This is a genomic window from Pseudomonas citronellolis (assembly GCF_900112375.1).
GTDB lineage: Bacteria > Pseudomonadota > Gammaproteobacteria > Pseudomonadales > Pseudomonadaceae > Pseudomonas > Pseudomonas citronellolis.
In genome coordinates this window covers 29,708-41,805 of the sequence record NZ_FOLS01000030.1, presented here as the reverse complement: position 1 = coordinate 41,805, position 12,098 = coordinate 29,708, and the positions used below count along the sequence as shown (strand labels likewise).

Genomic DNA, 12,098 nt, shown 5'->3' with positions numbered 1-12,098 from the left:
GGCGGGGGCATCCAAAGCAGCATTCGGGGCGGGGGCGGGGCTTCCTAACATGGTCGAGGAGCGCCCCCGGTGGCGCCCGTGCCTTGTCCTACCCCCAGAGGAATGAAGTGATGAACAAGAAGAACTCCTTGCGCGGCCTGCTGGTGCTGGCCGGCCTCAGCGTCTCGGCCCTGGCCCTGGCCCATGGCAACGTGACCCCGCAAGCGGTGGATACCAAGGGCCTGGAGCCCCTGGGCAAGGAGTGGCGCGACACCAACCCGTACCGCGAGCCCTACGCCAACCACAAGCTGGCGGTGGAGATCGGCTCCTCCGCCTACAACCAGAACTGCGCGCGCTGCCATGGCCTGGAGGCCAAGTCCGGCGGCATCGCCCCCGACCTGCGCAAGCTCGACCTGGGCGCCGAGGGCGACGAGTGGTTCAAGGAGCGGGTGATCAACGGCGCGGTGCGCGACGGCGCCGTGTACATGCCGAAGATGGCCGACTTCATCAGCCAGGAAGGCCTGTGGGCCATCCGCAGCTACCTGGAAAGCGTCCACGTGGACGAGTGACGCCGCCATGCGCCTGCTCAGCCTGCTGTGCGGCCTGCTCCTGTTGCTGGGGCAGGCCGAGGCCAAGGTCCGGCCCTACGAAGACATGGTCGCTTCCGGCGTGTTGCGGGTGGCGGTCTACCAGAACTTCCCGCCCTACAGCTTCATGCAGGACGGCCAGCCCCACGGCATCGACGTCGACCTGGCCACGCGCCTGGCCCAGGGCCTGGGGCTGCGCGCGGAGTTCCTCTGGGTGATTCCTGGCGAGCGCCTGGACGACGACCTGCGCAACTTCATCTGGAAGGGCCACTACCTGCGCCCGGGCGTGGTCGCCGACGTGATGCTGCGGGTGCCCTACGACCGCGACTATTCGAACAAGCGCAACGACGTCGGCGAGCTGGCCAACGACCAGGTGGTGATGTTCGGCCCCTACCAGCGCGAGCGCTGGCAGGTGGTCAACGACGCCCGCCGGCTGCCGCAGGTGGACACCATCGCGGCGTTCCGCGAGCACCGCATCGGCGTGGAACTGGACAGCGTGCCCTCGTTCTACCTGACCTCGGTGCTGGGCGGCCAGCTCAGCGCCATGACCGTGCACTTCCCCAGCACCCAGGTGGCCTTCGACGCCATGCGCGCCGGCAAGGTGGACGCGGTGATGGCGCTGCGCGGCGAGCTGGACTGGATGCGCGCCCAGGCCCACGACGACCAGCTGAAGAACGCCGAGAATACCTACCCCAGCCTCGGCCAGCCGGACTGGGACATCGGCATGGCGGTGCACGAGAGCAACCGCCAACTGTCCAACGCCCTCGACGGCGAGCTGGAGGAACTGGTGCGCAGCGGCGAGCTGGCCAGGCTCTACGCCGGCTACGGCGTGCGCTACGAGTTGCCGGGGCTGTACCAGGACGTGCAATAGCACGAGGAGGAGGGATGCATAGACGTAGCCTGCTGTTGGGCCTGTGCGGCCTGCCGCTGCTGGCCGCGGCGGTGGAGGGCGACCCGGTGCCCTCGGTGATGTGGGACTACCACCACAAACGCCTGCTCGGCGGCGAGCCCTTCGTCTTCGACGAGCGGGTGAAGCTGGGCGTGCCGCCCTTCGCCGAGGACGCGCGGCAGGTGCCGGTGGAGGTGGACGCGCGGCAACTGCCCGGGCGCTTCGAGCGCCTGGTGCTGTGGGCCGAGCTGAACCCCATCCCCCACGTGCTGACGCTCTACCCGGGCAAGGACCTGGAGGCGCTGCTGGCGGTGCGCATCCGCATCGAGCAGGCCACCGCCATCCGCGCCGCGCTGCGTGGTGAAGATGGCGTGTGGCACGTGGGCTCGGCCTGGATCGACGCCGCCGGCGGCGGCTGCACCGCGCCCAGCGTGGTGCGCGCCCAGGCCGGCTGGGAACAGCGCCTGGGCCAGGTGCATGGCGGGGCTTTCTCGCGCGGGCCGAACACCCGGCTGCGGCTGAAGGTGGACCACCCGATGGACAACGGCCTGGTCGGCGGCATCCCCGAGTTCTACCTCGACCACGCCGAGCTGCGCACGCCCGAGGGCGAGGTGCTGGCGCGCCTGGACCTGTTCCCGGCGGTGAGCGAGAACCCCAGCTTCAGCTTCGAACTGCGCGGCCACCCCCACGCGAAGCTGTTCCTGCACGACAACAACGGCAACGAATTCGAGGCCGCCCTCTGAGGCGGCCGGCCCGCCCGCGAGGTGCCCATGCGTTACCTGCTGACCTTCCTGCTGCTGCTCTGCACCCAGGTCCTCGCCGACCTGCAGTACCACCTGCAACCCCGGCAGATCGCCGAGGGCACCTGGCTGGTGGAGGGCAGCACCGACAACTTCGCCAAGGACAACGGCGGCAACATCGTCAACGTCGCCTTCGTCGACACCGGCGACGGCATCCTGGTGATCGACACCGGCCCCTCGCGGCGCTACGGCGAGGCGCTGCGCGCGGTGATCCAGCAGACCACCGGCAAGCCTGTGAAGCAGGTGCTGCTGACCCACCACCACCCCGACCACGTGCTGGGCAACCAGGCCTTCGCCGACGTGCCCATCGGCGCCCTGGCCGGCACCAGCAAGCTGCTGAAGGAGCAGGGCAACGCCATGGCGGAGAACATGTACCGCCTGGTGGGCGACTGGATGCGCGGCACCGAGGTGGTGCTGCCGACGCAGACGGTGGAGCCGGGCGAGCTGCAGGTCGGCACGCACCGTTTCCGTCTGCTCGGCCTGCGCGGGCACACCGGGGCGGACCTGGCGATCCTCGACGAGACCAGCGGGGTGTTGTTCGCCGGTGACCTGGTGTTCTACGAGCGCGCTTTGACCACGCCCAACAGCCCGGGGCTGGATGTCTGGCTGGCCGATCTCGATACCCTGCAGGCGCTGCCCTGGAAGCTGATCGTCCCCGGCCACGGGCCCATCGCCACCGACGCCAGGCCCTTCGCCCAGATGCGCGACTACCTCGGCTGGCTCGACAGCGTGATGCGCGAAGGCACCCGCGAAGGCGCGGACATGAACGACTTGCTGCGCACCCCCATCCCCGAACGCTTCGCCGGCATCAGCCTGACGCGCTACGAGCTGATCCGCAGCGTCACCCACCTGTACCCGCGCTACGAACAGCAGGCGTTGCCGCGTATCGACCAGCAGTGAGCCGCCCCGGCTCTTCGTAGGAGCGAGCTCGCTCGCGAACCGATTCCGCAGCGGGGCATGTTCGCGAGCAAGCTCGCTCCTACGAAAGGCCGTGTTCACCTGTAACGGGCCGCGTGGCCGTTCCCATGTAGGAGCGCGCCCTGCGCGCGAATCGCGGGCAGGGCCCGCTCCTACAGGTCTTCCGCACGTCACGGAGTTGTCTATTGGGTTCCCGCGTTCGCGGGAATCCAGAAAACAGCGATCACAAAGCCGGGTATTGCTACCAAGGAACTAGGGAATTCGGCAAAGCGGTCAATTGTTGGCCCACCGCACCGGGCCAAGAATCTGCGGCAGACCGGGAAAACTTCCCGGGTACAACAACAAATCCGCAGAGGTAGCCGCAATGAGACATGCAGGTCCCACCCCTTCCTTCGCGCGCAGCGCGCTCTTCGCCGCACTCGCCCTGGCCAGCCTGGGCGCCCAGGCCGCGGTTACCGACCAGGACATCAGCGACAGCGCCAAGCGCACCGACCAGATCGTGGTCAACGGCATCAACCAGCAGGGCCAGCGCTTCAGCCCGCTGAAGACCCTCAACAGCGGCAACGTCAAGGAACTGCGCCCGGTGTGGGCGCTGTCGTTCGGCGGCGAGAAGCAGCGCGGCCAGCAGGCCCAGCCGCTGGTCAAGGACGGGGTGATGTACGTCAGCGCCTCCTACTCGCGGGTGTTCGCCGTGGACGCGCGCACCGGGCGCAAGCTCTGGCAGTACGACGCGCGCCTGCCCGACGGCATCATGCCCTGCTGCGACGTGATCAACCGCGGCGTGGCGCTGTACGGCGACCTGGTGATCTTCGGCACCCTGGACGCCAAGCTGGTGGCGCTGAACAAGGACACCGGCAAGGTGGTGTGGAAGAAGACCGTGGCCGACTACAAGGCCGGCTACTCCATCTCCGCCGCGCCGCTGATCGCCAAGGGCAAGCTGATCACCGGGGTGGCCGGCGGCGAGTTCGGCGTGGTCGGCAAGATCGAGGCGTACGACCCCACTAACGGCGAGCTGCTGTGGAGCCGCCCGACCGTCGAAGGCCACATGGGCTACGTGTACAAGGACGGCAAGGCCATCGAGAACGGCATCTCCGGCGGCGAGGCCGGCAAGACCTGGCCGGGCGACCTGTGGAAGACCGGCGGCGCCGCGCCCTGGCTGGGCGGCTACTACGACCCGAGCACCGACTCGCTGTTCATCGGCACCGGCAACCCGTCGCCGTGGAACTCGCACCTGCGCCCGGGCGACAACCTGTTCTCCTCCTCGCGCCTGGCGCTGAACCCGGAGGACGGCTCGATCAAGTGGCACTTCCAGACCACCCCCCACGACGGCTGGGACTTCGACGGCGTGAACGAGCTGGTGTCCTTCGACTACAAGGATGCCGGCAAGACCATCAAGGCCGCGGCCACCGCCGACCGCAACGGCTTCTTCTACGTGCTGGACCGCACCAACGGCAAGTTCATCCGCGGCTTCCCCTTCGTCGACAAGGTCACCTGGGCCAAGGGCCTGGACCCGAACGGCCGGCCGATCTACGACGACGCCCACCGCCCCGGCGCGCCGGGCGAGGGCGCCAAGGGCAACTCGGTGTTCGTCTCGCCGTCCTTCCTTGGCGGCAAGAACTGGATGCCCATGGCCTACAGCCAGGACACCGGCCTGTTCTACGTGCCCTCCAACGAGTGGGGCATGGACATGTGGAACGAGCACGTGACCTACAAGAAGGGCGCGGCCTACCTGGGCGCCGGCTTCACCATCAAGCCGCTGAACGAGAAGTACATCGGCGTGCTGCGCGCCATCGACCCGAAGACCGGCAAGCAGGTGTGGCGCTACGAGAACTACGCGCCGCTGTGGGGCGGCGTGCTGGCCACCCACGGCAACCTGGTGTTCACCGGCAACCCCGAGGGCTACCTGATGGCCTTCGACGCCAAGAGCGGCAAGAAGCTCTACGAGTTCAACACCGGCTCGGGCGTGATCGCCTCGCCGATCACCTGGGAGATGGACGGCGAGCAGTACGTCACCGTGCTCTCCGGCTGGGGCGGCGCCGTGCCGCTGTGGGGCGGCGAGGTGGCCAAGCGCATCAAGGACCTGGACCAGGGCGGGATGATCTGGACCTTCAAGCTGCCGAAGGACCTGGTGAGCAAGCGTTGAGTTCGCAGGGGTAGGGCAGGGGGCTGGCTGGTGCCGGCCCTTTGCTTTTTGCTTTTCGTAGGAGCGAGCTTGCTCGCGAACGGTGTCTCCCGGCGGCTGTGGTGCAAGCACGGACGCCGTTCCCTCTCCCTAACCCTCTCCCTGAAGGGAGAGGGGACCGTTCGGCGTGCGCTGATGCTTCGGCGTTAGCCGGCTTGCACCGAGTGGCCGGCTGACACCAAGTCCTCTCTCGGCACGGACAAGCCCCCTCTCCCTTCAGGGAGAGGGCTGGGGAGAGGGGGCGAGATTCGAGCCTGCACTGGAATCGCCGGCAGACTCCATTCGCAAGCAAGCTCGCCCCCACGAACACCCCCCTCTACTACCAAATAACTACCCCCCCACGCCCATGGGCGCATTCCTGGCCGGCGCGGGCGCTGCCTAAGATCGCCGCAAGGCCCGGGCTTGGTGCGCCGGGACGCCACAGGAGAGCTTCGCCATGATCTACGCCCCACCCGGAACCCCCGGTGCCGTCGTCACCCTCAAGCCGCGCTACGGCAACTACATTGGCGGTGAGTTCGTGCCGCCGGTGCTCGGCCAGTACTTCACCAACACTTCCCCGGTGAACGGCCAGCCGATCGCCGAATTCCCCCGTTCCACCGCCGAGGACGTGGAGCGCGCGCTGGACGCCGCCCATGCCGCCGCCGATGCCTGGGGCCGCACTTCGGTGCAGGAGCGCTCGCTGGTCCTGCTGAAGATCGCCGACCGCATCGAGCAGCACCTGGAACAACTGGCCGTGGCCGAGACCTGGGACAACGGCAAGGCCGTGCGCGAGACGCTGAACGCCGACGTGCCCCTGGCCGCCGACCACTTCCGCTACTTCGCCGGCTGCATCCGCGCCCAGGAAGGCGGCGCCGCCGAGATCAACGACAGCACCGTGGCCTACCACATCCACGAGCCGCTGGGCGTGGTCGGGCAGATCATCCCGTGGAACTTCCCGCTGCTGATGGCCGCCTGGAAACTCGCCCCGGCCCTGGCCGCCGGCAACTGCGTGGTGCTCAAGCCGGCCGAGCAGACGCCTCTGTCGATCATGCTGCTGGCCGAGATCGTCAACGACCTGCTGCCGCCGGGCGTGCTGAACATCGTCCAGGGCTTCGGCAAGGAAGCGGGGCAGGCGCTGGCCACCAGCAAGCGCATCGCCAAGATCGCCTTCACCGGCTCCACCCCGGTGGGCGCGCACATCCTCCACTGCGCGGCGGAGAACATCATCCCGTCCACCGTGGAGCTGGGCGGCAAGAGCCCGAACATCTTCTTCGACGACATCATGCGCGCCGAGCCGAGCTTCATCGAGAAGGCCGCCGAGGGCCTGGTGCTGGCCTTCTTCAACCAGGGCGAGGTGTGCACCTGCCCGTCGCGGGCGCTGGTGCAGGAGTCGATCTTCGAGCCGTTCATGGCCGAGGTGCAGAAGAAGATCGCCCAGATCAAGCGCGGCAACCCGCTGGACACCGAGACCATGGTCGGCGCCCAGGCCTCGCAGCAGCAGTACGAGAAGATCCTGTCGTACCTGGACATCGCCCAGAACGAAGGCGCCCAGCTGCTGGCCGGCGGCCAGAGCGAGCGCCTGTCCGGCGACCTCGCCAGCGGCTACTACATCCAGCCCACGCTGCTGAAGGGCCACAACGGCATGCGCGTGTTCCAGGAGGAAATCTTCGGCCCGGTGGTCGGCGTGACCACCTTCAAGGACGAGGCCGAGGCCCTGGCGATTGCCAACGACACCGAGTTCGGCCTGGGCGCCGGCGTCTGGACCCGCGACATCAACCGCGCCTGGCGCATGGGCCGCGGCATCAAGGCCGGCCGCGTATGGACCAACTGCTACCACCTGTACCCGGCGCACGCCGCGTTCGGTGGCTACAAGAAGTCCGGCGTCGGCCGCGAGACGCACAAGATGATGCTCGACCACTACCAGCAGACCAAGAACCTGCTGGTGAGCTACGACGTCAACCCGCTGGGGTTCTTCTGAGGTAGACCGGCCGCCCGCGCGCCCGTCCCCATCCGGGGCGCGGGCTGGTTCCGGCAAGCGTGTTCAACACCCGCGCCCGGCGCTCCACCGGGCCACCTTTTTTCGATGCGCCCGAGCGTGGGCGACCCGTGCGCCCCTCCCACTTCCGGGCGCGGCGGGGCTGTCGAGCGCGGCTTTGGCCGCGTTTTTTTGTTTCTAAAGGGCCTCCCGGTTGCAGTGGTGCAAGTGCTGAGGCCGTTCCCTCTCCCTAACCCTCTCCCTGAAGGGAGAGGGGACCATTCGGCGTGTGCTGATGTTTCCGCGTTAGCCGGCTTGTACCGAGTTGCCGGCTGAAACCATGCCTTCTCTCGGCACGGACAAGCCCCCTCTCCCTTCAGGGAGAGGGCTGGGGAGAGGGAGCGGAGCCGGACGCGAACACCACGATATCCGGGAGGCACCACCCCCAAAAAAACCGTCCCACCCCCGCAACACCTGCCCCACCCACCCGCAACACCTGTAGCGCCCCACCCACCTCCAGCCACCACCACCGATCCCCCCGAAACCCCCACCATTCCTGCCCCACAGCCATTCCCCCGCCCCTTGGCACAGCCATTGCTCAAGCCCTCTCCAAGCCACGGCGTCCGATCCGTGGCACCAACAAGAATCGGAGACCCTCCATGAGCTCGACCGGCCTCACCTTGCCTGACGCCCACCCGCATCCCACCGCGCGCCTGCGCCGCAGCGCACTCGCCGCCGCCCTGCTGGCCGGCCTCTGCCCACCCCTGCATGCCGCCGATGCCCCGGCCGACGTCGATGGCGCGCGCATCGCCGCCGCCGACCAGGAGCCGGGCAACTGGATGAGCACCGGGCGCACCTACGACGAGCAGCGCTACAGCCCGCTCAAGCAGATCGACCAGGGCAACGTCGACAAGCTCGGCCTGGCCTGGAGCTACAAGCTGGACATCGACCGCGGCGTGGAGGCCACGCCCATCGTGGTCGACGGGGTGATGTACACCACCGGGCCGTTCTCCATCGTCTACGCGCTGGACGCGCGCAACGGCAAGCTGCTGTGGAAGTACGACCCGCAGTCCGACCGCAGCCGCGCCGGCGAGGCCTGCTGCGACGCGGTGAACCGCGGCGTGGCGGTGTGGAAGGGCAAGGTCTACGTCGGCGTGCTGGATGGCCGCCTGGAGGCCATCGACGCCAGGACCGGCAAGCGCGTGTGGAGCGTCGACACCCGCACCGACCCCTCGCGCAGCATCACCATCACCGGCGCGCCGCGCATCGTGAAGGGCAAGGTGATCATCGGCAACGGCGGCGCCGAGTTCGGCGTGCGCGGCTACATCACCGCCTACGACGCCGAGACCGGCAAGCAGGACTGGCGCTTCTTCACCGTGCCCGGCGACCCCAAGCAGGCGCCGGAGAACAAGGCCATGGAGATCGCCAGCAAGACCTGGTTCGGCGACAAGTACCCCGAGCAGGGCGGTGGCGGCACCGTGTGGGACTCCATGTCCTACGACCCCGAGCTGAACCTGCTGTACATCGGCGTGGGCAACGCCTCCTCGTGGAACCCGCGCATCCGCAGCGAGGGCAAGGGCGACAACCTGTTCCTCTCGTCCATCGTCGCCATCAACCCGGACAACGGCGAGTACGTCTGGCACTACCAGACCACCCCGGGCGACGCCTGGGACTTCACCGCCACCGCGCACATCATGCTGGCCGACCTGCCCATCGACGGGAAGGTGCGCAAGGTGCTGATGCAGTCGCCGAAGAACGGCTTCTTCTACGTCATCGACCGCGCCACCGGCGAGCTGCTCTCGGCGAAGAACATCATCCCGGTGAACTGGGCCAAGGGCATCGACATGAAGACCGGCCGGCCCATCGTCGACGACAAGGCCGCGGCCTACTGGAAGGACCCCGAGCGCAAGGCGCTGCTGATCCAGCCGGCGTTCTGGGGCGCCCACGACTGGCAGCCGATGTCCTACAACCCGGCCACCGGCCTGGTGTACATCCCGGCGCACATCATGTCGGCCTACTACCAGGACGTGGAGGGCGCGCCGCCGCGCTCGAAGTTCAAGAGCATCTACCAGCTGGACGTCAACACCGGGATGATGCCCGAGGACCCGGAGGGCCTGCGCAAGGTCGCCGACAGCTGGTCCGGCAAGCTGATCGCCTGGGACCCGCTCAAGCAGAAGGCCGCCTGGGAAGTGCCCTACAGCACCATCTTCAACGGCGGCACCCTGAGCACCGCCGGCAACCTGGTGTTCGAGGGCACCGCCGACGGCCGCGTGGTGGCCTACGCCGCCGACAGCGGGAAGAAGCTCTGGGAATCGCCGGCCAACACCGGGGTGATGGCCGCGCCGGTGACCTACGAGGTGGACGGCGAGCAGTACGTGACCTTCATGGCCGGCTGGGGCGGCGCCTTCTCCACCTTCGCCGGCGCCCTGTCGCTGCGCGCCGGGGTCAAGCCCAACGCCCAGGTGCTGACCTACAAGCTCGGCGGCAGCGCCAGGCTGCCCGAGGCCAAGTACAAGTGGGCCGGACGCAAGCCCGAGCCGCCGAAGCTGACCGGCACCACCGCGCAGATCGACCAGGGCCGTGAGCTGTTCAACGCCAGCTGCTCGCAGTGCCACGGCATCAACGCCATCAGCGGCGGCGTACTGCCCGACCTGCGCACCCTCAGCGCCGAGAACCACCAGCGCTTCCTCGGCATCGTCTACGGCGGGCGCATCCCCGACGGCATGCCGTCGTTCCAGGGCCACCTCGACCTGCAGCAGGCCGAGGCGGTGCACCAGTACCTGATCAAGCGCGCCTACGACCTCCAGGAACAGCTGGCCGCCGCGCAGAAGACCGCCGGCAAGTGATCGACCCCCACAGGAGAACCCCGATGACCGACGTCACGACCTACCAGCACTACATCGACAACCGCTTCGTCGCCGGCGAGGCGCTGATCGAGGTGCGCAACCCGGCCAACGGCGAGCTGCTGGCGCGCGTCCCCGAGGCCAGCGCCGAGCAGGTGGACGCCGCCTTGGGCGCGGCGCGCATGGCCCAGAAGGGCTGGGCGGCCAAGCCCGCCATCGAGCGCGCCGGCTACCTGCGGCGCATCGCCGGGAAGGTCCGCGCCAACGCCGAGCGCCTGGCGCGCATCATCACCGCCGAGCAGGGCAAGGTGCCGGCGCTGGCCGAGGTGGAAGTGGCCTTCACCGCCGACTACCTGGACTACATGGCCGAGTGGGCGAGGCGCCTGGAAGGCGAGGTGCTGACCAGCGACCGCGCCGGCGAGCACATCTTCCTGCTGCGCAAGCCGCTGGGCGTGGTGGCCGGCATCCTGCCGTGGAACTTCCCGTTCTTCCTCATCGCGCGGAAGATGGCGCCGGCGCTGCTGACCGGCAACACCATCGTCGTCAAGCCCAGCGAGGAAACCCCGATCAACTGCTTCGAGTTCGCCGCCCTGGTGGCCGAGACCGACCTGCCGCGCGGCGTGTTCAACGTGGTCGGCGGCACCGGCGGCGGGGCCGGGCAGGCGCTGACCGGCCACGCTGGGGTGGACCTGATCAGCTTCACCGGCTCGGTGGCCACCGGCTCGCGGATCATGGCCGCGGCGGCGCCGAACATCACCAAGCTGAACCTGGAGCTGGGCGGCAAGGCGCCGGCCATCGTCCTGGCCGACGCCGACCTGGACCTGGCGGTGAACGCCATCAAGGCCTCGCGGGTGATCAACAGCGGGCAGGTGTGCAACTGCGCCGAGCGCGTGTACGTGCAGCGCCGGGTGGCCGACGCCTTCATCGAGAAGGTCGCCGCCGCCATGGCCGCCACCCGCTATGGCGACCCGGGCACCCAGGCCGATCTGGACATGGGCCCGCTGGTCAACCAGGCCGGCCTGGACAAGGTCGCGCAGATGGTCCGCACGGCCCAGGGCCAGGGCGCCCAGGTGATCACCGGCGGCGCCGTGGCCGACCTCGGCCGTGGCTTCCACTACCAGCCCACGGTGCTGGCCGGCTGCTCGGGCGAGATGGAGATCATGCGCAAGGAAATCTTCGGCCCGGTGCTGCCGATCCAGGTGGTGGACGACCTGGACGAGGCCATCGCGCAGGCCAACGCCAGCGAGTACGGCCTGACCTCGTCCATCTACACCCGCGACCTGGGCGCCGCGCTCAAGGCCAGCCGCGAGCTGGACTTCGGCGAGACGTACATCAACCGCGAGAACTTCGAGGCCATGCAGGGCTTCCACGCCGGCACGCGCAAGTCCGGCATCGGCGGCGCCGACGGCAAGCACGGGCTGTACGAGTACACCCATACCCACGTGGTGTACGTGCAGGAATAGGTGCCTCCTTGGGCGGCGCGTGCTTGCCAGGCGCGCGCCGCCCCTTTTTCCCTGCGCCGAACTGCTCTTCGTAGGAGCGAGCTTGCTCGCGAACAAACACGGTGTCATGCGGTTCGCGAGCAAGCTCGCTCCTACAAAAAACGCCGCCAGTCGGTGATGTGGGAAACGGGCCATGCCTGTGACAGCCCGAGCGCAGAGTCGTGGCGATGGGTATCACTTCGCTCAACCCATCCTACGGGACTGTGCCGAGTTGCTCTTCGTAGGAGCGAGCTTGCTCGCGAACAAACACGGTGTCATGCGGTTCGCGAGCAAGCTCGCTCCTACGAAAAACGCCGCCAGCCGGTGATGTGGGAAACGGGCCATGCCCGCGAGAGTCCGAGCGCAGAGTCGTGGCGATGGGTATCGCTTCGCTCAATCCATCCTACGGGACTGCGCCGAGGTGCTCTTCGTAGGAGCGAGCTTGCTCGCGAACAAACGCGGTGC

General features: G+C 68.4%; 8 protein-coding genes. All 8 read left to right on the top strand.

The genetic code is table 11. The features are described from left to right. Positions 1 to 110 precede the first annotated feature (110 nt). The 8 genes from pedF (at position 111) to aldA (ending at position 11,615) form a co-directional block, all read left to right on the top strand. Complete coding sequence (pedF, locus tag BM060_RS24620) at positions 111 to 548, top strand: cytochrome c-550 PedF (RefSeq protein ID WP_009622924.1); 438 nt, start codon at positions 111 to 113, stop codon at positions 546 to 548. Between the two features lie 7 nt (positions 549 to 555). Then, positions 556 to 1,437, top strand: coding sequence for a substrate-binding periplasmic protein (locus BM060_RS24615; RefSeq protein WP_074983981.1), 882 nt, complete (start codon positions 556 to 558; stop codon positions 1,435 to 1,437). Positions 1,438 to 1,451: 14 nt separating this feature from the next. Beyond that, positions 1,452 to 2,198 carry a quinoprotein dehydrogenase-associated SoxYZ-like carrier gene (locus BM060_RS24610; protein WP_074983979.1) on the top strand — a complete coding sequence of 249 codons (747 nt, stop codon included), beginning with the start codon at positions 1,452 to 1,454 and terminating at the stop codon, positions 2,196 to 2,198. 27 nt (positions 2,199 to 2,225) lie between these two features. Then, positions 2,226 to 3,155 (top strand): quinoprotein relay system zinc metallohydrolase 1, encoded by a 930-nt coding sequence (locus BM060_RS24605; protein ID WP_074983977.1) that lies wholly within the window; start codon positions 2,226 to 2,228, stop codon positions 3,153 to 3,155. 382 nt (positions 3,156 to 3,537) lie between these two features. Then, a complete protein-coding gene (locus tag BM060_RS24600) occupies positions 3,538 to 5,316 on the top strand; it encodes a methanol/ethanol family PQQ-dependent dehydrogenase (RefSeq protein ID WP_074983974.1) in 1,779 nt (592 codons plus the stop codon). Positions 5,317 to 5,791: 475 nt separating this feature from the next. Next, entirely contained in the window at positions 5,792 to 7,312 is a 1,521-nt protein-coding gene (gene exaC, locus BM060_RS24595; protein ID WP_043315552.1) for an acetaldehyde dehydrogenase ExaC, read from the top strand. 656 nt (positions 7,313 to 7,968) lie between these two features. Further along, on the top strand, positions 7,969 to 10,155 hold the full coding sequence (locus BM060_RS24590; protein ID WP_074983971.1) for a PQQ-dependent dehydrogenase, methanol/ethanol family: 2,187 nt from the start codon (positions 7,969 to 7,971) through the stop codon (positions 10,153 to 10,155). 23 nt (positions 10,156 to 10,178) lie between these two features. After that, the gene (gene aldA / locus BM060_RS24585) at positions 10,179 to 11,615 is read left to right on the top strand and encodes an aldehyde dehydrogenase (protein WP_074983969.1); all 1,437 of its coding nucleotides are present in this window, start codon (positions 10,179 to 10,181) and stop codon (positions 11,613 to 11,615) included. Positions 11,616 to 12,098: the final 483 nt, after the last annotated feature.

Bases quoted from the DNA above. Each gene is read 5' to 3' on its own strand.
- pedF (WP_009622924.1), top strand. From the start codon at position 111: ATGAACAAGAAGAACTCCTTGCGCGGCCTGCTGGTGCTGGCCGGCCTC.
- BM060_RS24615 (WP_074983981.1), top strand. From the start codon at position 556: ATGCGCCTGCTCAGCCTGCTGTGCGGCCTGCTCCTGTTGCTGGGGCAG.
- BM060_RS24610 (WP_074983979.1), top strand. From the start codon at position 1,452: ATGCATAGACGTAGCCTGCTGTTGGGCCTGTGCGGCCTGCCGCTGCTG.
- BM060_RS24605 (WP_074983977.1), top strand. From the start codon at position 2,226: ATGCGTTACCTGCTGACCTTCCTGCTGCTGCTCTGCACCCAGGTCCTC.
- BM060_RS24600 (WP_074983974.1), top strand. From the start codon at position 3,538: ATGAGACATGCAGGTCCCACCCCTTCCTTCGCGCGCAGCGCGCTCTTC.
- exaC (WP_043315552.1), top strand. From the start codon at position 5,792: ATGATCTACGCCCCACCCGGAACCCCCGGTGCCGTCGTCACCCTCAAG.
- BM060_RS24590 (WP_074983971.1), top strand. From the start codon at position 7,969: ATGAGCTCGACCGGCCTCACCTTGCCTGACGCCCACCCGCATCCCACC.
- aldA (WP_074983969.1), top strand. From the start codon at position 10,179: ATGACCGACGTCACGACCTACCAGCACTACATCGACAACCGCTTCGTC.